A 22,988-nucleotide genomic window follows, 5' to 3' on the forward strand; every position below is an offset into this window, starting at 1 on the left:
TTGCCGGTGATGCCCTGCGTGATGACCTTGGTGTCTTTGTTGATCAGAATCGACATGTATTGACCTCTGTTCGTTTGGCGTCGCGCGGTAGCGCCACTCGGCGCGATGCTGCACGCCTGTGTCGCTTGCGCGCCGCCACTCGTAAACCTGGCAAATGAGCTGGCAAATGAGCTGGTAAATGCGCCGTGGACAGCTGGCTTACGCCTTGCCCGAAGCAGCCGCGACGACCTTCTGAGCCGCCTCTTCCATGCTGTCCGCCGAGATGATCGGCAGGCCGGATTCGGCGAGCATCTTCTTGCCCAGGTCTTCGTTCGTGCCCTTCATGCGGACCACGAGCGGCACCTTCAGCGACACGGCCTTCGAGGCCGCGATCACGCCTTCCGCGATCACGTCGCAGCGCATGATGCCACCGAAGATGTTGACCAGAATCGCGGTCAGGTTCGGGTTCTTCAGCATGATCTTGAACGCTTCGGTAACCTTCTCGGTCGTAGCTCCTCCGCCGACGTCGAGGAAGTTCGCCGGTTCGCCGCCGAACAGCTTGATGGTGTCCATCGTTGCCATTGCGAGGCCGGCGCCGTTCACCAGACAGCCGATGTTGCCGTCGAGCGAGATGTACGCGAGGTCGAACTTCGACGCTTCGATTTCAGCCGGATCTTCTTCGTCCAGATCGCGGTACGCGACGATTTCCGGGTGACGGAACAGCGCATTCGAGTCGAAGTTGAACTTCGCGTCGAGTGCGATGACCTTGCCGTCGCCGGTCAGGATCAGCGGGTTGATTTCGGCGAGCGATGCGTCGGTTTCCCAGAATGCCTTGTACAGGCCTTGCAGGATCGCGCGAGCTTGCGGAATCGAAGCGTCGGGCACGCCGATCTTCTTCGCGAGGTCGTCTGCTTCCGAGTCCTTCAGGCCAGTCGACGGATCGACGGCAACCTTGTGGATCAGCTCGGGCGTCTTTTCCGCGACTTCTTCGACGTCCATGCCGCCTTCGCTCGACGCCATCACGACGATCTTCTGCGAAACGCGATCGATCACGAGACCGACATACAGTTCCTTCTTGATGTCGGCGCCTTCTTCGATCAGCAGGCGGTTCACCTTCTGGCCTTCCAGACCGGTCTGGTGCGTGACGAGCTGCATGCCGAGGATCTGGTTCGAGTACTCGCGAACCTGTTCCAGCGACTTGGCGACCTTGACGCCGCCGCCCTTGCCACGGCCACCCGCGTGGATCTGAGCCTTCACGACCCACACCGGGCCGCCCAGCTCTTGCGCGGCCTTGACCGCATCGTCCACCGAGAAGACCGGCTTGCCGCGCGGTACCGCGACGCCGAATTTCCGCAGGATTTCCTTACCCTGGTACTCGTGAATCTTCATGCGTGATTCCCTTCAGTCTGAGAGTTGGATAGAACTTCGATTCCGTTGCCGCCGTTCAGGCCGACGCGTCGCCGCTTCGTTCGCGGGCCGCCGCGCCGTCCGACGAGGCCGCGCGTTCCGCCGGACGCGGTGCATGACCATACCAGCGCGGATAAAACTGTTTCACCGCCTCGCCGTCGAAACGCAGCGCGTGGCAGCGTCCCAGCTGGAATGGCGGTTTGTCGTTGGAATGCTCGCCTGTGCCGTTGGACGATTCGTCTCCCGAACCCGCGTTCGCGCCCGGCGTGCCGTCATCGGTGTTCCATACGTCGCCGGCGAACGCCTGGATCGCGGCGGTCGGCAGGATCGCGCACAGCTCGGTGAGATGCGTGCAGCCGGCCGTGCCGGCCAGCAAACGGGCAGCATCGCGACGGAAGTTGTGGAACAGATTGAGCCCGATGAGGGCACGGTAGGCGGGATTGCTGGCCTGGCACAACCCTGGATAGGGCACCCAGTCGGACGACGCCTCGGCGTTGACGACATTGAGCTTGCGATCGATGGTGATGCGAAGCCAGAGTTCATGGATCGGCTGACCATTGGGCCGGACACCCGACGCAAGCGCCACATCGCGTGGCTTTTCGTCGGTCAGGCACGCTTCCACATCCCACAGGCCATCGGCTCGCTCGTAAGCTTCCGCTCTGATTGCGCGACGATGGCGCAACTGACTGGACACTGGCGGGGAAAGCGACATGCGGGAAGGAAAGGCCGGATTGGAAAACTTCTGGAGTTTAGCATAACGGGTATTTGGGACAGCCCCGATTGCGCACGGCCTGGCGCCAGGTTACGGCGCGGTAATTGCCCTACCCGTCGAGACTGGCGTGTTAGTCGCCGTCCCCGATGTCGTCGATACCCTTCAGGATCTTGCCGATCGTCGCGCCGGAGAAGCCGCGCGACGCGAGAAAGCGCGCCTGCTTCGCGCGCTCGGCCGGCGTTTGCGGCAACTGGCCGAACTTCTTGCGCCAGACCGCCTGGGCGCGCACGAGTTCGGTTTCGCGCAATTGCGCGCTCGCCTCTTCGACGAGCGCCGGGTTGAGCGCGTGTTGCTTCAGTTCGCCGAGAATGCGGCTCGTGCCGAGCCGCGATGCGCGCCGATGGATCAGGCTTTCCGCGAAGCGCGAGTCGGATAGCCAGTTTTCGGCCTGCAGCGCGTCGAGCACCGTGTCGAGCGAATCGGTTTCCTCGACGTAAGGCTTCAGCTTGCGGGCGAGGTCGGCGCGGCTATATTCGCGGCGCGACAGATAGCCGAGCGCGCGCGCTTTCAGCGAACGGGCGGGGCGTTGGGATTTCCTGCTGTCGTCTTTGTCGGACTGGCCCGGCTTCTCTTCGCCGGGTTGGCGACGCGAGCGGGTGTAGGTGACCTCGGAGGGAATTGGGGAATCGAGTCCGGAGGAATCCCGGCTGGACGACGCTGCAGCGGGCGCAGACCGCGTACGCTGGGGGCCGCGGCCCGCAGCGCGGTCATGTGCGTCGAACGGTTCGAACGGATCGCCGGACTCAGGCGATCCGTCCGCCGCGTCGCGCGGGCCGTCCGGATAGCGTCCGGAGTCGGAACCGGACAGCGGCCGGCCTTTGCGTATCACTTGATGCTTACTCTTCTTCGCCCGCGACTTCAGCGTCCGCGCCGGTCACGGCGTTCGCCATCGCGGTAACGCCCAGCGATTCGCGGATACGGTTCTCGATTTCGCGAGCGATATCCGGATTTTCGCGCAGGAATTCACGCGCGTTGTCCTTGCCCTGACCGATCCGCTCGCCGCTGTAGCTGTACCATGCGCCGGCCTTGTCGACGATCTTCGCCTGCACGCCGAGGTCGATGATTTCGCCCTGACGCGAGATGCCCTCGCCGTACAGGATGTCGAAAATCGCTTCACGGAACGGCGGCGCCACCTTGTTCTTGACGACCTTCACGCGGGTTTCGTTGCCGATCACTTCGTCGTTCTTCTTGATCGAGCCGATGCGGCGAATGTCGAGACGCACCGACGCGTAGAACTTCAGCGCATTACCGCCCGTGGTGGTTTCCGGGTTGCCGAACATCACGCCGATCTTCATGCGGATCTGGTTGATGAAGATCACGAGGCAGTTCGTGCGCTTGATCGTGCCGGTCAGCTTGCGCAGCGCCTGCGACATCAGACGCGCCTGCAGACCCGGCAGCGAGTCGCCCATTTCGCCTTCGATTTCCGCCTTCGGCACCAGCGCCGCGACCGAGTCGATCACGATCATGTCGATCGAGCCCGAGCGCACCAGCGCGTCGGCGATTTCGAGCGCCTGTTCGCCTGTGTCCGGCTGCGAGACCAGCAGGTCGGCGACGTTCACGCCGAGCTTGCCCGCGTATTGAATGTCCAGCGCGTGTTCCGCGTCGATGAACGCCGCGGTGCCGCCGAGCTTCTGCATTTCGGCGACGACCTGCAGCGTCAGCGTGGTTTTACCGGACGATTCCGGACCGTAGATTTCGACCACGCGGCCGCGCGGCAAACCGCCGACGCCCAGTGCGATGTCGAGGCCGAGCGATCCGGTGGAGACCACCTGGATGTCTTCGACTGCCTCACCTGCGCCGAGCCGCATGACCGACCCTTTGCCGAACTGCTTTTCGATCTGCGCGAGCGCGGCGGCGAGAGCCTTGCTCTTTTCAGCAGTCAGTCCAGCCGAGCCTTTCTTGCTTTCTTCCATGAATCGTCCTTTGCTATGATGAACGGCGTCTGAGGCAGATGTGCACCCGTGGTTCCACTCGAATTGAGCGGAGTCTCCAGGAGATCACACGAAACGCAGACACTGTATAAAAAAACAGTGGTTTTGGCAAGCGCGATTGTGATGCGAACGCGCATCTTTTACTGTCGCATCGCCCCAACTACCCACAATAATGTTCGGAGACCGCTGCGCGCCGGGGCAACCCCCACGGTGCCGGCAAAGCCAGGCTGGCGCATCATGCGAATTCTGATTGCCGAAGACGACAGCATACTCGCGGATGGTCTGGTTCGATCACTCCGCCAATCGGCCTATGCGGTCGATCACGTGAAAAGCGGCATGGAAGCCGATACCGCGTTGTCAATGCAGACGTTCGACCTATTGATCCTCGATCTGGGCCTGCCGCGCATGTCCGGGCTCGAGGTGCTGCGCCGCCTGCGCGCGCGCAATTCGAACCTGCCCGTGCTGATCCTGACCGCCGCCGATAGCGTCGACGAACGCGTCAAAGGCCTCGACCTCGGCGCCGACGATTACATGGCCAAGCCCTTCGCGCTGAACGAACTCGAAGCGCGCGTGCGCGCGCTGACACGGCGCGGCGCGGGCGGCGGCCCGACCGTCGTGCGGCATGGCTCGCTGTCGTTCGATCAGGTGGGCCGCATCGCCTACGTCAACGACCAGGCGATCGATCTGTCCGCGCGCGAACTCGGGCTGCTCGAAGTGCTGCTGCAACGGATCGGTCGGCTGGTCTCGAAAGAGCAGCTCGTCGACCATCTATGCGAATGGGGCGAGGAAGTCAGCAACAACGCGATCGAAGTCTACGTGCACCGGCTGCGCAAGAAGATCGAACCGAGCGGCGTGCGCATCATCACCGTGCGCGGGCTCGGCTACTGTCTCGAAAAAGCGGCGCCGCCGGCGAATGCGAGCGCGCCCGCCACCCCGGCCGGCTCCGAGCCGCAGACGGCACAAGCGGCACAAGCGGCACAAACGTCCACCGCGCCGTCGTCCAGCGCGATGCCGGCGAGCCACCACTACAAATAGAGGCCAGCGATGTCCGCACGCGCTGATCGCGCCACGGCGCACGCTGCGGACCTCGACGAGGCGCGCGACGCGCGCTACGCCAATCCGTTCGCCCCGCCCGACGAAACCGAAGCCGCCGCCGAAGCGCGTCCGCGCTCGCTGTTCGGCGAAATTCTCGACTGGATGCTCGCGCCGCTGCTGCTGCTGTGGCCGATGAGCCTCGCGGTCACCTATCTGGTCGCGAAGTCGATCGCGAACGGGCCGTTCGACCGCGCGCTCGAAACCGACGCCTACGTGCTCGCGCGCCAGATCCATCCGGTCAACGGCGTCGCGGAGCTGTCGCTGCCCGAGTCGACGCGCGATTTCCTGCGCGCCGACAACGTCGACAGCGTGTTCTTTCAGGTGCTCGGCACGCGCGGCGAGCTCGTGGCCGGCGAGCGCGACATGCCGCTGCCGCACGAGGAGGACCGCCCGCCACCGGGCCTCGTCGAATTCCGCGACGACGTGCTGCGCGGCAACGACATCCGCGTCGCCTACACGACCGTCGAGTTTCCGCAGACGCCGGGCGCGCAGGCCGTGCTCGTGCAGGTCGCCGAAACGCTCGACAAGCGCAGCCAGCTCGCCAACGACATCATCAAGGGCGTGATCCTGCCGCAGTTCGTGATCCTGCCGCTCGCGATCCTGCTCGTGTGGTTCGGGCTGTCGCGCGGGCTCGAGCCGCTGCATGCGCTGCAGGCGCATATCCGCGCGCGCCGGCCGGACGATCTGTCGCCGCTCGAAGCGCGCCGCGCGCCGCCGGAAATCGAGCCGCTCGTCACGTCGTTCAACGATCTGCTCACGCGCCTCGAACAGAACATGGAGCTACAGAAGCGCTTCATCGCCGACGCCGCGCATCAGATGAAAACGCCGCTGGCCGGCCTGCGCACCCAGGCCGAGCTCGCGCTGCGCCAGAACGCGTCGGCCGAGGTTCGTCGCTCGCTCGAACAGATCGCGACGAGCTCCGAGCAGGCCGCGCGGCTCGTCACGCAATTGCTCGCGCTGGCGCGCGCGGAGAACCGTCGATCGGGGCAGATCTTCACGCCGCTCGAACTCGGCGAACTCGCGCGCAGCGCGGTGCGCGAATGGGTGCCGGCCGCGCTCGCGAAGCAGATGGACATCGGCTACGAAGCGCCCGACGAGCCGGTCGAAGTCGCCGGCAATCCGGTGATGCTGCGTGAAATGCTGTCGAACCTGATCGACAACGCGATCCGCTATACGCCGGCGGGCGGCCGCATCACCGTGCGCGTGCGGCACGACGCCCCCGCGCGGCTCGTACATCTGGAAGTCGAGGACACCGGGCTCGGCATTCCGGCCAGCGAGCGCTCGCGTGTGGTCGAGCGCTTTTACCGGATTCTGGGCCGCGAGGGCGACGGCAGCGGCCTCGGCCTCGCGATCGTGCGCGAAATTGCGGCAATGCACGGCGGCGAGCTCGCCATCGTCGACAACGTCTACCAGGAGTCGCCGCGGCTCGCCGGCACACTGGTGCGCGTCAGCTTGCACGAGCTCGAACGGGGCGGGACTTACCCTAACGCGCCTTTATCGTCAGCGTGACGGTCAGCGTTTTTTTGAGATTTTCAGCGTGGATTGCGGGAACATACCAGCACATTAACGGAAATTGAACGCCTATTCGTCGACTTACCGGACTACCCCAGGTTCAGGCGCCGAGTCAGAACGCCGTAAGTTTCCACTCCAATAATCGGTTGCACGGGAACGCCTGTGCCGGCGATCCGCGTGTATATCAATATTGGAGACGACATATGGCTACCGTTGGCGGGCAAATCGCGCACGTGCCGATGACGCGCGATGAGAAGCGGGTGATCTTCGCATCGTCGCTGGGTACGGTTTTCGAGTGGTATGACTTTTATCTGGCCGGCTCGCTTGCGGCCTTCATCAGCAAGAGCTTCTTCTCCGGCGTCAATCCGACCGCGGCGTTCATCTTCACGCTGCTCAGCTTCGCGGCGGGCTTCGCGGTGCGGCCGTTCGGCGCGATCGTATTCGGGCGGCTCGGCGACATGGTCGGGCGCAAGTACACGTTCCTGATCACGATCATCATCATGGGCCTGTCGACGTTCCTCGTCGGCTTCCTGCCGGGCTACGCGGCGATCGGCATCGCTTCGCCGGTGCTCTTCATCGCGATGCGCCTGCTGCAGGGTCTCGCGCTCGGCGGCGAGTATGGCGGCGCCGCGACCTACGTGGCCGAACACGCGCCGGCGAACCGCCGCGGCTTCTACACCGCATGGATCCAGACCACCGCCACGCTCGGTCTGTTCCTGTCGCTGCTCGTGATTCTCGGCATTCGCACGTTCATGGGCGAAGACGCGTTCGGCGCCTGGGGCTGGCGCATTCCGTTCGTCGTGTCGATCCTGCTGCTCGCGGTGTCGGTGTGGATTCGCCTGCAACTGCATGAGTCGCCGGTGTTCGCGCGCATCAAGGCCGAGGGCAAGACCTCGAAGGCGCCGCTTTCCGAAGCGTTCGGCCAATGGAAGAACCTGAAGGTCGTGATTATCGCGCTGCTCGGCCTGACGGCCGGCCAGGCTGTCGTCTGGTACACGGGCCAGTTCTACACGCTGTTCTTCCTCACGCAGACGCTGAGGGTCGACGGTTCGAGCGCCAACATCATGATCGCGCTCGCGCTGCTGATCGGCACGCCGTTCTTCCTGTTCTTCGGCTCGCTGTCGGATCGCATCGGCCGCAAGCCGATCATCATGGCCGGCCTGCTGATCGCCGCACTCACCTACTTCCCGCTGTTCAAGGCGCTCACGCACTACGCGAACCCGGCGCTCGAAGCGGCAACCGCGAAGTCGCCGATCGTCGTGATCGCCGATCCGGCCGAGTGCTCGTTCCAGTTCAACCCGGTGGGCACGGCGAAGTTCACGAGTTCATGCGACATCGCGAAGGGCGCGCTGTCGCGAGCCGGCCTGAACTACGACAACGTCGCGGCGCCTGCCGGCACGATCGCGCAGATCCGAGTGGGCGATACGGTCGTCAACACGTTCGACGGCCGTGCCGCCGACGCGAAGGAGCAAGCCAAGACGTTCGAGAAGACGCTCGCCGCGACGCTGAAGGCCGCCGGCTACCCGCCGAAGGCCGATCCGGCTCAGATCAACTGGCCGATGAGCATCGTGATCCTGACGATCCTCGTGATCTACGTGACGATGGTCTACGGGCCGATCGCGGCGATGCTGGTCGAGATGTTCCCGACGCGCATCCGTTATACGTCGATGTCGCTGCCGTATCACGTGGGCAATGGCTGGTTCGGCGGCTTCCTGCCGGCCACCGCGTTCGCGATCGTCGCGGCGAAGGGCAACATCTACTCGGGGCTCTGGTATCCGATCATCATCGCGGTGGTCACCTTCGTGATCGGCATGCTGTTCGTGCGCGAAACCAAGGACTCGGATATCTACGCGAAGGATTGAGTGGACCGACAGCCGGAGCCATCTGAAAAAGTTGTGAGGCGGGGGTTGACAGCCTCCGGCTGCCCCAGCATAATCTCGCTTCTTTCGGCGAATTAGCTCAGTCGGTTAGAGCGACGGAATCATAATCCGCAGGTCCGGGGTTCGAGTCCCTGATTCGCCACCAGCTTCAAGAAAAAGCCGCTGTCCCACAAGGACAGCGGCTTTTTTGTTTTGAAACGCTGTCACGAAGCCTGACGACCGATGGGCATCCGAGTTCAGGCAGACGCAGCGACACACCACTCAACGTTGGGGAAATAGCGGCAACAACGCGCGCATTTTCCAGACGGATACCCCGGCTATGCCACGTTAGCTCAGGTCGTGAAGAGATTGAGCCGGTGTCGGGTGAAAGAGCAGCAGCACCACGGTCATCAGACCGAAGGCTGCGCCCGCATAAAAGGTCGTGGCTGCCCCCAGACGTTCCCACAACTGGCCTGCGATAACGCTCGAAACCAGCGTCACGATGCCGCTCAGCAGATTGAAGAAACCGAACGCAGTCCCGCGCCGATGCGCAGGTGCCGTGTGCGCGACCATCGTAGCGAGCAGGCCTTGCGTCATCCCCATGTGCAGCCCCCACAGCGCTACGCCTACGACGACTATGCTCCAGTGGGTGCCGTGTGCAAGCACGAGGTCGGCGCCAATCAACACGATCAGACCACCTATCAGCAGCCGCGTATGGCGCATCGTGTCCGCGAGCTTCCCGAACGGATAAGCGGACAGCGCGTAGACGATATTCATCGCCACCATGACGAGCGGAACGAGCGCAATCGGTACGCCGCTGCCCATCGCACGAAGCACCAGAAAAGCCTCGCTGAATCGCGCCAACGCAAAAACGGCGCCTATCCCTACGACCCACCAGTAGTCCAAACCAAGCTCCCTGAGACTCTGCCACCGCACAGGATTGCTTCTTTTGGCGCGAGGCTCGTGCTCAGGCTCCGTGATACCAAACGTCAACAGCGCGACCGCGAGCACACCGGGAATGACGGCAAGCCAGAAGGCAAGCCGAAAATTATCTGCCCATATCAGCATGATGAGAACGGCCAGCAGCGGTCCGAGGAACGCACCGACCGTATCGAGCGACTGGCGCAGACCGAAGGCCGCGCCACGCAGGTGCTGCGGCGTGACATCCGCGATGAGTGCATCGCGAGGCGCACCGCGGATGCCCTTGCCGACACGGTCAATGACGCGCGCCGTCACCACGACTCCAACCGAGGACGCAATGGCAAAAAGCGGCTTGCTCATGGCGCCGAGCGAATACCCTGCTACGGCGAGCCACTTTCGGTTGCCGAGGTAGTCACTGAGCGTTCCAGAAAACACCTTGACCATCTGGGCCGTGGCCTCCGCGATGCCCTCGATGAGCCCGATCGTGCCGGCGCCGGCGCCAAGGCTTGCCAGCAGAAACATCGGCAGCAGGCTGTGGATGATTTCGGATGAGATGTCCATGAAAAGACTCACACATCCTAGAACCCACACACTGCGTGGAATCTGCCGGACGACATTGACTTGCGGTTCGTTTTGCATTCGATAGGGATGGCATCAAGTAACACGTTCGAACGGCGCAGACGCATGCGAGCAGCAAGGCAGACCGCTACGACCGTTGCATCTTATCTGGCATCGCTGAGTCGGATACCCGTCCTCTCACGCCCGAATCGAGTGCACTCCCTGACACACATCAGTGCACACCTTCCCCGCCCCAGGGCAAAAACTTGCCCTTCGCCGCACAAAGCTAGCGACCAACCCGCGGCATGCCCCCTGGCACACTTCCCGCTTTAAAGAGCGCGCAAGGAGCCGGCGCAACCTCCGGTTCGACAGACAATCTGGAAATGGACGGCTAGGGTTCCGGCCTGCTTCACGCAGGTGCTGGTCCGAGAGCTGTCGACCTCAGGCGAGGTTACACGGCGGGACAAAAGCCCGGGAGAGAACGCGATGTTTGCGCTGCTCCCTGCCGTCGCTAACCGTCCCCTCCGAGGTCAACCCATGTTCAAGCTCGTTCGCTGTCTTGGCATTGCCGCCGTCTCCCTCGCCACCTTCGCCTCGAGCCCCACCTTCGCCGCGGGCCGCAACGACTTCAAGGTCTGCTGGACCATCTACGCCGGCTGGATGCCATGGGGTGAGGCGAAAACCCAGGGCATCGTGTCCAAATGGGCCAGGAAATACGGCATCAATGTCGACGTCGTGCAGTTGAACGACTACGTCGAGTCCATCAATCAGTACACGGCCGGCAAGTTCGACGGCTGCGCGATGACCAACATGGACGCGCTCACGATTCCCGCCTCCGGCGGCGTGGATTCGACGGCACTGATCGTCAGCGACTATTCGAACGGCAACGACGGCGTGCTGATGAAGGGCAAGGGCAAGCAGATCGCGGACCTGAAGGGGCAGCAGGTCAACCTCGTGCAGTTTTCCGTCTCCCACTACCTGCTCGCACGCGCGCTCGAAAGCGCTCACATGAGCGAGCGCGACCTCAAGGTCGTGAACACCTCGGATGCCGACATCTCGGGCGCATTCGCGACCCCCTCGGTTCACAACGCGGTCACCTGGAATCCGATGCTCGCCGATCTGAAGTCGCAGCCGAACGTCAGCGAAGTCTTCGACTCCAGCAAGATCCCCGGCGAAATCATGGACATGATGGTCGTCAACACGAAGACGTTGCAGCAGAACCCCGCCCTCGGCAAAGCGCTGACCGGTGCATGGTTCGAAATGGTCGCGCTGATGCACACCGACTCCGCGGCCAGCACGTCCGCGCTGAGCGCGATGGCGAAGGCCTCGGGCACCGATCTCGCCAACTTCAAGGGCCAACTGGCGACGACCGCCCTCTTCTATTCGCCGCAAGCCGCGCTCGACTTCGTCACCAGCGCCGACATGCCGAAGATCATGACGCGCGTCGCGAAGTTCTCTTTCGATCACGGCCTGCTCGGACAGGACGCGAAGAGCGCGGACGCGGTCGGCATGGCGTTCGACAAGGGCGTCGTCGTCGGCAACAAGAACAACGTCAAGCTGCGTTTCGATCCGACCTACGTCGCGATGGCGGCCGCGGGCAAGCTCTGACACGGACCGGCCAGGCACTCGCCGGGGGCTCGCTATCGCGGGCTCGCATCCCAGCTTTCCAACCAGGCGCTCACCATGCGACTCATCAATCGACATCCGAGCCGGATCGGCGGCTTGATGCTGCTTCTGCTGCCGTTCGTCGTGCTGTTCGCGGTCTACTTCACCGGGTCCTCGATGCGGCTCTCGGTCAATCCCGATGACAAGCTGCTGCCGAGCGCGGCGCAAATGAGCGACGCGGTGAAGTCGGCCGCCTTCACCGAGGACAAGCGCACCGGCGAGTATCTGTTGTGGACCGACACGCTGTCGAGCTTGCGGCGGCTCGGCATCGGCCTTGTCGTCAGTGCCGTGATCGCACTGGTGGCCGCGATCGCGACCGGTTCGTTGCCGCTCGTCAGCGCGACGCTGTCGCCATTCATCACCGTGATCTCGATGGTGCCGCCGCTGGCGGTGCTGCCGGTCCTGTTCATCGTGTTCGGGCTCGACGAGTTGTCGAAGGTCGTGCTGATCGTCGTCGGCATCACGCCGGTGATCATTCGCGATCTGCATGCTCGCGCCCGCGAGATTCCAGTCGAGCTGTGGGTCAAGGCGCAGACGCTCGGCGCCACCAGTTGGACGCTGATTCTGCGTCTGGTGCTGCCGCAACTGCTGCCGCGTCTGCTGGCGGCGACGCGTCTTTCTCTCGGCGCGGCGTGGCTCTTTCTGATCGCCGCCGAAGCGATCGCGTCGACCGATGGCCTCGGCTACCGCATCTTTCTCGTGCGCCGCTATCTGTCGATGGATCTGATCCTGCCGTACGTCGCGTGGATCACGCTGCTCGCATGGCTCACCGACGAGCTGCTGCGCCGGATCACGCAATGGTGCTTCCCGTGGTACGGAGGCGCGCGATGATCGAAGTCCGCAACGTCTGGAAAGAGTACGGCGACCAGGTCGTGCTCGAGCGTTTGAATCTGACCGTCAAGGAAGGCGAGTTCTGTTCGATGGTCGGCGCGTCCGGCTGCGGCAAGTCGACGTTTCTGCGCCTGCTGCTGGGTCAGGAGCACGCGACGCGCGGCGAGATCCTGCTGGACGGCAAGCCGCTGCCCGGCGAACCGGACCGGCATCGCGGCGTCGTGTTTCAACGCTACTCGGTGTTCGACCATCTGAGCGTGTTGCGCAACGTGATGCTGGGGCTGGAGCTTCCACAGGCGAAGTTCACCGGCCGGCTATTCGGTGCCCGCCGGCGCGTGGCGCAAGACGAGGCAGCTGCCATGCTCGAGCGCGTCGGGCTGGGCGCTGCGTTGAACAAGTTTCCGCAGCAGCTGTCGGGCGGCATGCAGCAACGCCTCGCGATCGCGCAGGCGCTGATGATGAAGCCTCGCGTGCTGCTGCTCGACGAACCGTTCGGCGCGCTCGACCCCGGCATCCGCAAGGACATGCATGAGCTGCTCTCCGGCCTGTGGCGCGAAGCGAAGCTCACGATCTTCATGGTCACGCATGACCTGAAAGAAGGCTTCACGTTGGGAAGCCGCGTGCTGGTTTTCGACAAGGTGCGCGTCGACCCGCAGGCCCCGGGTGCCTACGGCGCGCGCATCACCTACAACATTGCGCTCGACCATAGCCGCGATTCCATGTCCGCCGTGCATATCGCCGAGGCTGCCGTGCGGGGCGCATCGCATATCGAACTGGTCTCCGACTGAAGGGAACTCAGGTATGAACTCAGATACGACCTTATTGCTTGAAGAAACCGTCCCAGGCGGCGGCCATACGTCGCTGATCGTCAAGCGTGGTCGATCACTGCGCGTTACCGACCTGCGCGGCGGCGCGAACGTCAGCGTGATGATGGTCAACGCGACGGAAAAGAGCGAACGGCTCAATCTGCCGGATTCGTTGAAGTGCCAGCACACGGCCAGGCTAACGGTCGGGCACTGCCTGTACTCCGACATGGGCCGCGTGCTTGCCGCGATCGTCGCGGATACCTGTGGCTGGCACGACAGCATCGGCGGTGTGTCGAATGCCGACGAGGTTCGCGAACGATACGGCGCGGGCCGCTACCAGGAGCTGCGCAACGCGTTCTATCGCAACGGCACGGACAACCTGCTCGTCGAAATGAGCAAGTGGGGGCTCGGCATCACTGACCTGCTGATGACGCTCAATCTGTTCAGCCGTGTCGATGTCAGCGACGACGGCGTTCTCAGTTTCGTGCCAGGAAACTCAAAAGCCGGCAACTACGTCGAGCTCTACGCACCGATGAACACGCTCGTCGTGCTCACCGCGATCCAGCACCCGCTCGACCCGAACCCCGAGTACGCGCCGAGGCCCGTCAAACTCGAGTTGAGCGACGCGCGGCCCGAGGTCGCCGAAGTTTGCCGCACCGCATGCGAAGAGAACGCACGCGGTTTCATCAACACAGAACGCTTCTTTCTTTGAGCGAAGGCCACGCTTATGACCAGCACGCTTATCGTCAGCGACAAACGTCCGGAAACCGCGGTCTATCGCGAGACACTCGCCGCCGGCGAGCCGTGGCTACACGAGGTGAAGGCCGGGCAAACGCTGCGCATCGTCGATCTCGAAGGCAACCAGGCCGTCGACACGCTGTTCTACAGCCTCGCCGATCCGCGCGAGCGCTTCGACCCGCAACGCACGTTGCGCCGGCAAAAAAGCCTCTACCTGACGACGGGCTCGGTGCTGTACTCGAACCTCGGCAAGCCGATGCTGACGATCGTCGCCGACACGTGCGGCCGCCACGATACGCTCGGCGGCGCCTGCGCGCAGGAGAGCAACACGGTGCGCTACGCACTGGAGAAGCGCTACATGCACAGCTGCCGCGACAACTTCCTGCGTGCCTGCGCTCACGACGGCCGCCTGTCGAAGCAGGACATCGGCGCGAACGTCAACTTCTTCATGAACGTGCCGGTCACGGCCACGGGCGGGCTCAGCTTCGAAGACGGCATTTCCGCGCCGGGCAAATACGTCGAATTGCGCGCGGAGATGGACGTGATCGTACTGATCTCCAACTGCCCGCAGCTGAACAATCCGTGCAACGCCTACAACCCGACGCCCGCGGAGCTGCTGATATGGAATTGAAGCGCATCCGCCTCTGGCTTTTTCTGCTCATGCTGGTTCGCTCGGGCCGGTACTTCAGCCGTACGCGCGAAGAACTGACCCAGACGCATCGCTGACGCGACTTCGGCCGTGGACGACCACGGCCGGCCATTCCCACGGCGGGACGGCCCGCCTTCGAATCAACACACCTTCCATGTTCGAGAAGATTCTGATCGCCAATCGCGGCGCTATCGCGTGCCGCATTCTCAGGACGTTGCGCGAACTCGACGTCACCGGCGTCGCCATCTATGCGGAAGCCGACCGGGCGAGCCGCCACGTCAGCGAAGCGCCTGTCGCGCATGCGCTCGGCGAGGGTCCGGCCGCGCTGACTTATCTCGACGTGGACAAGATCCTCGCGATTGCGCGTCGCGAAGGCGTGCAGGCGATCCATCCCGGCTACGGCTTCTTATCGGAGAAGGCGGCGTTCGGCGAAGCCTGCGAAGCGGCCGGCATCACCTTCATCGGACCGACACCCGCGCAGCTTCGCGCGTTCGGCCTCAAGCACACGGCCCGCGAAATCGCGGCCAACGAAGAGGTGCCGATGCTCGAAGGCACCGGGCTGCTCGCGGACTTGCCGGCGGCGCTCGCGGCGGCACAGGCCATCGGCTATCCGGTGATGCTGAAGAGCACCGCGGGCGGCGGCGGCATCGGCATGCGGGTGTGCTGGAACGCCGACGAACTCGGCGCCCATTTCGATGCCGTGAAGCGCCTCGGCGAAAACAATTTCAGCGATGCCGGCGTGTTTCTGGAGAAATACATCGAACGGGCGCGGCATCTGGAAGTGCAGGTATTCGGCGATGGCAAAGGCGAGGCGCTCGCGCTTGGGGTGCGTGACTGCTCGGTGCAGCGGCGCAATCAGAAGGTGCTCGAGGAAACGCCCGCCCCCTGCCTGCCGGACGGCATTCAGGCCGCGCTCTGCGAGGCAGCGGTCAAGCTCGCGAAAGCCGTCGACTATCGCTCCGCCGGCACCGTCGAATTCGTGTACGACAGCGCCGCCGAACAGTTCTACTTCCTCGAAGTCAATACGCGTCTGCAGGTCGAGCACGGCGTCACCGAACAGGTGTGGGGCGTCGACCTCGTGCGTTGGATGATCGAACTGGCGGCCGGCACGCTCGCGCCGCTGAAGGAGCTGGCGGCGAGTCTAACGCCGCGAGGGCACGCGATCCAGGCGCGACTCTACGCGGAAGATCCGGGGCGTGATTTCAAACCGAGTCCGGGCCTCTTGACCGATGTCGCGTTCCCGCACGCTGACGGGCGCGCATTGCGCATCGATACATGGATCGAGGCCGGTTGCGAAGTGCCGCCTTACTTCGACCCCATGCTCGCGAAAGTGATCGCGTGGTCGCCGACTCGCGATGAAGCGCGCGATGCGCTCGACGATGCGCTGCGCAACTCCCGACTCTACGGCGTCGAGACCAATCGCGACTATCTGCGCCAGATTCTGCGCGACCGGCCGTTCGCGTCGGGCGAACCGTGGACTCGATGTCTCGAAGGGCTCAGGTATCGGGCCAGCACGGTCGAAGTCGTCAGCGGCGGCACGCAGACGACGGTGCAGGACTATCCCGGCCGCCTGGGCTACTGGGCAGTCGGCATCCCGCCGTCGGGGCCGATGGATGACCGGGCGATGCGGCTCGGCAATCGCCTGCTCGGCAATGCGGCCGACGCCGCCGCTCTCGAAGTCACGATGAGCGGGCCGACGCTGCGCTTCAACACGGATGCCGTGGTCGCCATCACCGGCGCGCAGATTCCGGTGCTGCTCGACGATGTCGCTCAGCCGCTGAACACGAGCCTCCATGTGCCGGCGGGTTCGACGCTCGCGCTCGGCACGATACGCGGCGCGGGCGCGCGCGCTTATCTGTGCGTGCGCGGCGGCTTCGACGTCGCACTGTATCTCGGCAGCCGCAGCACCTTTACGCTCGGCCAGTTCGGCGGACATGGCGGCCGCGCGATCCGCGCGGGCGACGTGCTGCATCTTTATCCGCTCGGCGATGCGCAGGCCGGCGCGGCGCTCGTCGACGCGCCGACGCTCGACGGCGTGCGCACCGTTCGCGTGATCTATGGCCCGCACGGCGCACCTGAATACTTCAGCGCCCGCTATATCGCGCAGTTGCTCGACACCGAGTGGGAGGTTCACTTCAACTCCAGCCGTACCGGCGTGCGCCTGATCGGACCGAAACCCGAGTGGGCGCGCGAGGACGGCGGCGAAGCTGGACTGCATCCGTCGAACATTCACGATAATCCGTACGCGGTCGGCGCCGTCGACTTCACCGGCGACATGCCCGTGATTCTCGGACCCGACGGCCCGAGTCTCGGCGGCTTCGTCTGTCCGGTGACGATCATCGAGGCGGACCTCTGGCAGATCGGCCAGCTGAAAGCAGGCGACAAGATCCGCTTCGCGCCCGTCGAAGTCGAAGAAGCGCGTGAGGCTGCGCGTGAGCGTCGTCGGGAACTGGAGAGCCTCGAGATTGCACCGGGTGCGCCGAGCGAAAGAAGAGCATCGCTGACGTCGCCGATCGTGCTCGATACCGGGACGGACCGCGACAGACTCGTCGCGCGTGTATCCGGCGACACACATCTGCTGCTCGAGATCGGTCCAGCGGAGCTCGACCTCGTGGCACGGTTTCGCGGACATGCGCTGATGCAGTCCCTCGAAGCGCAGCATCTGACTGGCGTCATCGATCTCACGCCGGGCATCCGTTCGCTGCAGATCCACTACCGGCCCGAGGATCTGCCGCTCGTCAATTTGCTCGACATCGTCGCGCGGGCGTGGGACGAGGTCTTGTTGCAGAAGGACCTGCGCGTGCCGTCGCGGGTCGTTCATCTGCCGCTGTCATGGGACGACCCCGCGTGCCAGCTCGCGATCGAAAAATATATGACCACCGTGCGCAAGAACGCGCCGTGGTGCCCGAGCAACCTCGAATTCATTCGCCGCATCAACGACCTCGACTCCATCGACGCGGTCAGGCAAATCGTCTTCGATGCGAGCTATCTGGTGATGGGCCTCGGCGACGTGTACCTCGGCGCACCCGTCGCGACACCGCTCGACCCTCGTCACCGGCTGGTCACGACGAAATACAACCCGGCCCGTACGTGGACCGCGGAGAACTCGGTCGGCATCGGCGGCGCGTATCTGTGCGTGTATGGCATGGAAGGGCCTGGCGGCTATCAATTCGTCGGCCGCACGTTGCAGATGTGGAATCGCTACCGCGAAGTCGCGGATTTCGCCGGACAGCATTATTTGCTGCGCTTCTTCGACCAGATTCGCTTCTACGAAGTATCGGCCGACGAACTGTTGCGCATCCGCGCGGACTTTCCGCTTGGGCGTTTTCCGTTGCGGATTGAAGAGTCCGAGCTTTCGTTGCTGGACTATCAGGCGTTTCTCGCCAGCGAATCCGCCAGCATCGAGCAGTTCCGTTCAAGACAGCAGGCGGCCTTCCAGGCCGAGCGCGAGCGGTGGCGTGAAGCGGGCACCTCGGAAGTCACGTTCGAGACGCCGCTCACCGAAGACACTCAGTCAGCTCCGCTTCACGACGGCGAAGTCGCCGTGGACAGCGAGATCGCCGGCAGCCTCTGGCAAGTCAAGGTGAAAACCGGCGACGCGGTCGACGCGGGCGACGTGCTGCTCATCATCGAGTCGATGAAGATGGAAATCCCGGTGTGTGCGCCGTGCGCCGGAACGGTCGGCGAGATCTACGTGGCTCCGGGTTCGCCCGTGCGCGCGGGGCAACGCGTCGCCGTCGTCGAACGTCACTAATTATCTGGACGCAAACCATGTCTTCATTCTCGTCATTCGATCTTCGCCTCCCAACGCTTCGTTCCGCATACCGTGCAGGAACGCTCACTCCGCGCGGGCTCGTCGCTGAACTGCTCGAAAAAGCTGCGGCGCTCAATCCGTCGTTCAATCTGTTCATCCATCTTCTGACCGAAGATGAAGTCGCGCCCTACCTCGACTGGCTCGACACGCAGGACGTCGAAAGCCTGCCGCTCTATGGCGTTCCGTTCGTGATCAAGGACAACATCGATCTCGCCGGCATTCAGACGACCGCCGCGTGCCCCGCGTTTGCGTACACGCCGTCGCGATCGGCGAGCGTCGTTGCGCAATTGATCGCGCTCGGCGCGGTGCCGCTCGGCAAAGCCAATCTCGACCAGTTTGCGACCGGTCTGAACGGCACCCGCTCGCCGTATGGCAAGTGTCGCAATAGCGTGCATCCCGACTATCCGTCGGGCGGCTCGAGCGCGGGATCGTCACTCGCGGTCGCGCTCGGCGTCGCCAGTTTCGCGCTCGGAACCGACACGGCCGGTTCCGGTCGCGTGCCTGCCGCGCTGAACAATCTCGTCGGTCTCAAGCCGACTAAAGGCCTGCTGTCCACCGCGGGTGTGGTGCCCGCGTGCCGCACGCTCGATTGCGTGACGTTCTTCACGGCGACGGCGGAAGAAGCGAGCGAGTTGCTTGCGTTGAGCGCGCGCCCCGATCCTCGCGATGCATACAGCCGCGCGAATCCGCAATGGAATACGGCACGCGCGTTTGGCAAGCCCACGGCGTTCAAGTTCGGCGTGCCGGCGCAACTGGAATTCGCCGGCTGTTCCGAAAGCCCCGGGCTGTTCGCGAAGGTGCGCGCGTTGCTCGAAGAAGCCGGTGGTGAAGCTGTCGAAATCGACTTCACGCCGTTTGTCGAAACCGCCAATCTGCTCTATCAGGGGCCGTGGGTGGCCGAGCGTTACAGCGTGGCGGGCGAGTTGATGACGGAGAAACCCGCTGCGGTTTTGCCCGTCATTCGCGACGTGTTGGCGAAGGCACCCGGCGCGAGCGCGGTCGAACTGTTTCGCGCGCAGTACCGCTTGCAGGAATTGAAGGCCCTCTGCGATGCGTCGATCGATTCACTCGATTTCGTTCTGACGCCGTCGTATCCGCGTGCCGTGACGCTCGACGAACTGGAGCGCGACCCCATTGGTCCGAACTCCCTGCTCGGCTATTACACGAACTTCATGAATCTGCTGGACTATGCCGCCGTCGCTACGCCGACCGGTTTCATGAAGAATGGTCTGCCCTGGGGCGTGACCGTCTTTGGCCGCGCGTTCACCGACCAGTATCTGTTGGGTGTGGCCGACCTGCTGCAACGAAAGAGCGGCGTGCACTGCGTCGGAGGTCTGACCGTCGAGCCGGAGCCGCACGGCGAACGATGCGCGGCGAGCCACGATCGCATGCGGATCGCGGTCTGCGGCGCACACATGCAAGGTTTGCCCCTCAACCGCGATCTGCTTGCCCGACGCGGGCGGCTCTTGCAGGCCACTCAGACTGCCGCGCAATACCGGTTGTCGGCGCTGCCTGCGTCGGCGGACGGTACGAGGCGTCCAGGCCTGTGGCGCGTCACCGATGGCGGCGCAAAAATTGCTGTCGAAGTGTGGGAAATGCCCAGCGCGGAGTTCGGCTCGTTTATTTCGACCGTTCCGTCTCCGCTGGTTCTGGGGAAGGTCGAACTCGTCGACGGTTCGTGGGTTACCGGTTTCCTCTGCGAGCCGTATGGCGTGCAGTCGGGAACCGATATCTCGGAGTTTGGCGGATGGCGAGCATGGCTTGCCAACGAGCGTTGCGCGAGTTTCTGATGGAACGAACGATGAGCAGCGGCGTCGCAGGGTATGGGCAGTGAAGCGCCGCGGGTTTGGTTGGCACCTCCGGCTTCCTTCCGCAATTCCGTCGCCACTTCGAGAGGTTCCTTAATGACGCTCCGCACCGTCGCGCTCGCCGCAACCACCACTGCGCTCATGCTCGCCGGCACGACCGCCGCCCTCATGGCACAAGCTCAAACGCCGAGCACCGCCGACAGTCAATGGCGCGCCAGTTCCACCCTGCTCGCGACGCTGCTGCAGGACGGCTACAGGATCGTCGCCGTGGTCAACAACGGTCCCGCCGACACGATCTTCGTGCAGCGCGATCAGAGCGCGTTCAAATGCATCGATCCGCAGCAGCCGGATGCAAAAGCAAAAACCTCGGTGGCGCCGGGCTGTTACGAGCTGGTACCGCCGAGCGGCGCCACGCCGGCGTCGGAATCCAGATAACGTGATTTGAAGCGCGAGCTCAACGTAACCCCGGCTCGCGCGAAAGACTTCGGCGTCGCGCCAACACCGCGACGCTTCAGCGATCCACCAGCCGGCTCAGATTGCCGCGCACCCGCTGCAGCAGCGCGATCAACTGCGCCGCTTCTTCATCGCTGAAACCATTGAGCGCTTCGAGCGCGACCTCGTCGCCGACCTTGCGCGCCTTGCCGAGCGTGCGCTCAGCCTTCGGCGTCATGCGCACCTGGCGCTCGCGGCGATCCTGCGGATTCGCGGTCCGCTCGATCCAGCCGCCCTCCTCCATCCGGTCGAGCAGCCGGCCCGCCGAGATCGGCGCGACCTCGAGCAGATCCGCCAGCCGGGCCTGATTGATGTCGCCGTAGTGGCCGAGATAGGCCAGCACGCGACACTGCGCGCGCGTCAGATCGACCGACGACCTCGCGAGATCGTCGAACCGCTTGCCCGCCAGCCGGCCGACGTCGTAGATCAGAAAGCCGAAGCGCTCTTCGAATTGGGTTTTCATGCGCGGATTATACGGAAGCACTTCGGCGTACAGCGCGACTGCGTGTGCGTTCTATCCTCAGCACAACTCCCGATAGCGCCAACCCGTATCGTCGATATACTAAGCATGCTTACTATATCGACCCTCCCCACCGTCCATGTCTTCCGCCTCCACGTCGGCGAGCACCACTGAGCTGCTCAACCGGCCGATGATCACGATCTCGATCATGCTTGCGACGCTGATCCAGACCCTCGACAGCACGATCGCCAACGTGGCGCTGCCGCATATGCAAGGCACGCTGTCCGCGTCGCAGGACGAGATCACGTGGGTGCTGACCTCCTATATCGTCGCCGCCGCGATCGCCACGCCGCTCACCGGCTGGCTGGCGGATCGCCTCAGCGTGAAGCGGCTGCTGCTGATCGCGATCGGCGGCTTCACCGTGTCTTCCGCGTTGTGCGGACTCTCCGAGACGCTGTCGCAGATCGTCGTGTCGCGTCTGTTGCAAGGGATCTTCGGCGCGTCGCTGGTGCCGCTGTCGCAGTCGATCCTGCTCGACATCAACCCGCGTGAAAAGCAGGGCCAGGCGATGGCCGTGTGGGGCATGGGCGTGATGGTCGGGCCGATCCTCGGCCCGACGCTCGGCGGCTGGCTCACCGATAGCTACAACTGGCGCTGGGTGTTCTTCATCAACGTGCCGATCGGCGCGATCGCGCTGTTCGGCGTCGCGAGCTTCCTGCCGACGCGCGAGCCGAAACACGACGTGAAGTTCGACGCCTTCGGCTTCATCACGCTCGGCCTCGCGATCGGCGCGTTGCAGGCGATGCTCGATCGCGGCGAGCAGCTCGACTGGTTTTCGTCGACCGAGATCGTGATCGAGGCGCTCGTCGCGGCAATCAGCTTCGCGTTCTTTCTCGTGCACACGGCGACGATCGGCGAGCGCTCGTTTTTCAAGTACAAGTTATTGAAGGACCCGAACTTCGCGACCGGCACGTTGTTCATCTTCGTGATCGGCGCGGTGATGTACGCGACGCGTGCGCTGCTGCCGCCGATGCTGCAAAACCTGATGGGCTATCCGGTCGCGACCACGGGCCTCGTCACCGCACCGAGCGGCGCCGGCACGATGGTCGCGATGCTGATCGCCGGCCGGCTGCTCAAGCGCGTCGACGCGCGGCTGCTGCTGCTCTGCGGCTTCCTGATTTCGGCGTTCGCACTGTGGCAGATGATGCAGTACACGATCGTGCTATCGGCATCGGACATCGTGTGGCCCGGCGTGATCCAGGGCTTCGGACTCGGCCTCGTGTTCGTGCCGCTGTCCACGCTGACGTTCTCGACGCTGTCGCCGGAGCTGCGCGCGGACGGCACCGCGACTTATAGCCTGATGCGCAACATCGGCAGCAGCATCGGCATTTCGATCGTGCAGACGCTGATGACGCGCAACACGCAGATCTCGCACGCGGACCTCGCTGCGAACGTCACCGCGTTCAATCCGGCGCTCCAGTCGATGCTCAACAGCGGCTCGAACTATGACATCGCGGCGCTGAACGCGTCGATCACGCAGCAGGCGGCGATGGTCGCGTATCTGAACGACTTCAAGCTGATGTTCGTGGCGACGCTGCTGGTCATCCCGCTGTTGCTGCTGATCCGGCCGTCGCACAAGGCACCGGATGCGTCGATCGCGCATGCGGCGATGGATTGAGACCGAATGCGCC

General features: G+C 64.0%; 18 protein-coding genes, 1 tRNA gene, 1 pseudogene and 1 riboswitch. Of the genes and pseudogenes, 13 read left to right on the plus strand and 7 right to left on the minus strand.

Features of this window, described 5'->3' with window-relative positions:
- From HDG37_RS40060 to recA, 5 genes and pseudogenes are all read right to left on the minus strand, one after another.
- Nucleotides 1–107 (minus strand): annotated as a pseudogene (locus HDG37_RS40060) (succinate--CoA ligase subunit alpha); the annotation flags it as partial.
- Nucleotides 108–198: 91 nt separating this feature from the next.
- On the minus strand, nucleotides 199–1,368 hold the full coding sequence (gene sucC, locus HDG37_RS20490; protein ID WP_184050802.1) for an ADP-forming succinate--CoA ligase subunit beta: 1,170 nt from the start codon (nucleotides 1,366–1,368) through the stop codon (nucleotides 199–201).
- Nucleotides 1,369–1,423: 55 nt separating this feature from the next.
- Entirely contained in the window at nucleotides 1,424–2,098 is a 675-nt protein-coding gene (locus HDG37_RS20495; RefSeq protein ID WP_184050804.1) for a DUF2889 domain-containing protein, read from the minus strand.
- Nucleotides 2,099–2,228: 130 nt separating this feature from the next.
- Nucleotides 2,229–2,987, minus strand: a complete 759-nt coding sequence (recX, locus tag HDG37_RS20500; RefSeq protein WP_184050806.1) for a recombination regulator RecX — start codon at nucleotides 2,985–2,987, stop codon at nucleotides 2,229–2,231.
- Between the two features lie 7 nt (nucleotides 2,988–2,994).
- Complete coding sequence (recA, locus tag HDG37_RS20505) at nucleotides 2,995–4,071, minus strand: recombinase RecA (RefSeq protein WP_018421721.1); 1,077 nt, start codon at nucleotides 4,069–4,071, stop codon at nucleotides 2,995–2,997.
- A gap of 255 nt (nucleotides 4,072–4,326) precedes the next feature.
- On the opposite strand from recA, the gene HDG37_RS20510 reads away from it, so the two are divergent.
- From HDG37_RS20510 to HDG37_RS20525, 4 genes are all read left to right on the plus strand, one after another.
- Nucleotides 4,327–5,124, plus strand: coding sequence for a response regulator transcription factor (locus HDG37_RS20510; RefSeq protein ID WP_184050808.1), 798 nt, complete (start codon nucleotides 4,327–4,329; stop codon nucleotides 5,122–5,124).
- 9 nt (nucleotides 5,125–5,133) lie between these two features.
- Nucleotides 5,134–6,693, plus strand: coding sequence for a sensor histidine kinase (locus tag HDG37_RS20515; RefSeq protein WP_184050810.1), 1,560 nt, complete (start codon nucleotides 5,134–5,136; stop codon nucleotides 6,691–6,693).
- Between the two features lie 206 nt (nucleotides 6,694–6,899).
- Entirely contained in the window at nucleotides 6,900–8,558 is a 1,659-nt protein-coding gene (locus HDG37_RS20520) for an MFS transporter (protein ID WP_184050812.1), read from the plus strand.
- An 86-nt stretch (nucleotides 8,559–8,644) separates the two neighbouring features.
- Nucleotides 8,645–8,721: transfer RNA gene (locus HDG37_RS20525), tRNA-Met, on the plus strand.
- Nucleotides 8,722–8,903: 182 nt separating this feature from the next.
- On the opposite strand, the gene HDG37_RS20530 is transcribed toward HDG37_RS20525, so the two are convergent.
- Nucleotides 8,904–10,115 (minus strand): MFS transporter, encoded by a 1,212-nt coding sequence (locus tag HDG37_RS20530; protein WP_184050814.1) that lies wholly within the window; start codon nucleotides 10,113–10,115, stop codon nucleotides 8,904–8,906.
- Between the two features lie 299 nt (nucleotides 10,116–10,414).
- Nucleotides 10,415–10,514: riboswitch (guanidine-I (ykkC/yxkD leader) on the plus strand.
- A 57-nt stretch (nucleotides 10,515–10,571) separates the two neighbouring features.
- Here HDG37_RS20530 and HDG37_RS20535 point away from each other — a divergent pair.
- The 8 genes from HDG37_RS20535 to HDG37_RS20570 all read left to right on the plus strand — a co-directional run bounded on the left by HDG37_RS20535 (nucleotide 10,572) and on the right by HDG37_RS20570 (nucleotide 20,780).
- On the plus strand, nucleotides 10,572–11,642 hold the full coding sequence (locus tag HDG37_RS20535) for a putative urea ABC transporter substrate-binding protein (protein WP_184050816.1): 1,071 nt from the start codon (nucleotides 10,572–10,574) through the stop codon (nucleotides 11,640–11,642).
- A gap of 75 nt (nucleotides 11,643–11,717) precedes the next feature.
- The gene (locus tag HDG37_RS20540) at nucleotides 11,718–12,530 is read left to right on the plus strand and encodes an ABC transporter permease (RefSeq protein ID WP_184050818.1); all 813 of its coding nucleotides are present in this window, start codon (nucleotides 11,718–11,720) and stop codon (nucleotides 12,528–12,530) included.
- Nucleotides 12,527–13,318, plus strand: a complete 792-nt coding sequence (locus HDG37_RS20545) for an ABC transporter ATP-binding protein (protein ID WP_184050820.1) — start codon at nucleotides 12,527–12,529, stop codon at nucleotides 13,316–13,318. Before HDG37_RS20540 ends, HDG37_RS20545 begins: the two co-directional genes overlap by 4 nt.
- Nucleotides 13,319–13,331: 13 nt before the next feature.
- On the plus strand, nucleotides 13,332–14,048 hold the full coding sequence (locus HDG37_RS20550) for an urea amidolyase associated protein UAAP1 (RefSeq protein WP_184050822.1): 717 nt from the start codon (nucleotides 13,332–13,334) through the stop codon (nucleotides 14,046–14,048).
- Nucleotides 14,049–14,063: 15 nt separating this feature from the next.
- Nucleotides 14,064–14,705 carry an urea amidolyase associated protein UAAP2 gene (locus tag HDG37_RS20555; protein WP_184022979.1) on the plus strand — a complete coding sequence of 214 codons (642 nt, stop codon included), beginning with the start codon at nucleotides 14,064–14,066 and terminating at the stop codon, nucleotides 14,703–14,705.
- A gap of 172 nt (nucleotides 14,706–14,877) precedes the next feature.
- Nucleotides 14,878–18,477, plus strand: coding sequence for an urea carboxylase (uca, locus tag HDG37_RS20560; protein WP_184050824.1), 3,600 nt, complete (start codon nucleotides 14,878–14,880; stop codon nucleotides 18,475–18,477).
- A gap of 17 nt (nucleotides 18,478–18,494) precedes the next feature.
- On the plus strand, nucleotides 18,495–20,327 hold the full coding sequence (gene atzF, locus HDG37_RS20565; protein WP_184050826.1) for an allophanate hydrolase: 1,833 nt from the start codon (nucleotides 18,495–18,497) through the stop codon (nucleotides 20,325–20,327).
- Between the two features lie 114 nt (nucleotides 20,328–20,441).
- Nucleotides 20,442–20,780: a hypothetical protein gene (locus tag HDG37_RS20570; protein WP_184051082.1), complete on the plus strand. Its 339-nt coding sequence runs from the start codon at nucleotides 20,442–20,444 to the stop codon at nucleotides 20,778–20,780.
- A 76-nt stretch (nucleotides 20,781–20,856) separates the two neighbouring features.
- On the opposite strand, the gene HDG37_RS20575 is transcribed toward HDG37_RS20570, so the two are convergent.
- Complete coding sequence (locus HDG37_RS20575) at nucleotides 20,857–21,300, minus strand: MarR family winged helix-turn-helix transcriptional regulator (protein ID WP_184050828.1); 444 nt, start codon at nucleotides 21,298–21,300, stop codon at nucleotides 20,857–20,859.
- A gap of 187 nt (nucleotides 21,301–21,487) precedes the next feature.
- Between HDG37_RS20575 and HDG37_RS20580 the strand changes: the two genes are divergently transcribed.
- Complete coding sequence (locus tag HDG37_RS20580; protein WP_184058616.1) at nucleotides 21,488–22,975, plus strand: DHA2 family efflux MFS transporter permease subunit; 1,488 nt, start codon at nucleotides 21,488–21,490, stop codon at nucleotides 22,973–22,975.
- Nucleotides 22,976–22,988 lie beyond the last annotated feature (13 nt).

It is taken from the genome of Paraburkholderia sp. MM5384-R2, assembly GCF_014201025.1.
Taxonomy (GTDB): domain Bacteria; phylum Pseudomonadota; class Gammaproteobacteria; order Burkholderiales; family Burkholderiaceae; genus Paraburkholderia; species Paraburkholderia tuberum.

Bases quoted from the DNA above. Each gene is read 5' to 3' on its own strand.
- recA (WP_018421721.1), bottom strand. From the start codon at position 4,071: ATGGAAGAAAGCAAGAAAGGCTCGGCTGGACTGACTGCTGAAAAGAGC.
- atzF (WP_184050826.1), top strand. From the start codon at position 18,495: ATGTCTTCATTCTCGTCATTCGATCTTCGCCTCCCAACGCTTCGTTCC.
- HDG37_RS20550 (WP_184050822.1), top strand. From the start codon at position 13,332: ATGAACTCAGATACGACCTTATTGCTTGAAGAAACCGTCCCAGGCGGC.
- HDG37_RS20555 (WP_184022979.1), top strand. From the start codon at position 14,064: ATGACCAGCACGCTTATCGTCAGCGACAAACGTCCGGAAACCGCGGTC.
- HDG37_RS20580 (WP_184058616.1), top strand. From the start codon at position 21,488: ATGATCACGATCTCGATCATGCTTGCGACGCTGATCCAGACCCTCGAC.
- sucC (WP_184050802.1), bottom strand. From the start codon at position 1,368: ATGAAGATTCACGAGTACCAGGGTAAGGAAATCCTGCGGAAATTCGGC.
- HDG37_RS20515 (WP_184050810.1), top strand. From the start codon at position 5,134: ATGTCCGCACGCGCTGATCGCGCCACGGCGCACGCTGCGGACCTCGAC.
- HDG37_RS20520 (WP_184050812.1), top strand. From the start codon at position 6,900: ATGGCTACCGTTGGCGGGCAAATCGCGCACGTGCCGATGACGCGCGAT.
- HDG37_RS20540 (WP_184050818.1), top strand. From the start codon at position 11,718: ATGCGACTCATCAATCGACATCCGAGCCGGATCGGCGGCTTGATGCTG.
- HDG37_RS20575 (WP_184050828.1), bottom strand. From the start codon at position 21,300: ATGAAAACCCAATTCGAAGAGCGCTTCGGCTTTCTGATCTACGACGTC.
- uca (WP_184050824.1), top strand. From the start codon at position 14,878: ATGTTCGAGAAGATTCTGATCGCCAATCGCGGCGCTATCGCGTGCCGC.
- HDG37_RS20495 (WP_184050804.1), bottom strand. From the start codon at position 2,098: ATGTCGCTTTCCCCGCCAGTGTCCAGTCAGTTGCGCCATCGTCGCGCA.
- HDG37_RS20510 (WP_184050808.1), top strand. From the start codon at position 4,327: ATGCGAATTCTGATTGCCGAAGACGACAGCATACTCGCGGATGGTCTG.
- HDG37_RS20535 (WP_184050816.1), top strand. From the start codon at position 10,572: ATGTTCAAGCTCGTTCGCTGTCTTGGCATTGCCGCCGTCTCCCTCGCC.
- HDG37_RS20545 (WP_184050820.1), top strand. From the start codon at position 12,527: ATGATCGAAGTCCGCAACGTCTGGAAAGAGTACGGCGACCAGGTCGTG.
- HDG37_RS20570 (WP_184051082.1), top strand. From the start codon at position 20,442: ATGACGCTCCGCACCGTCGCGCTCGCCGCAACCACCACTGCGCTCATG.
- HDG37_RS20530 (WP_184050814.1), bottom strand. From the start codon at position 10,115: ATGCAAAACGAACCGCAAGTCAATGTCGTCCGGCAGATTCCACGCAGT.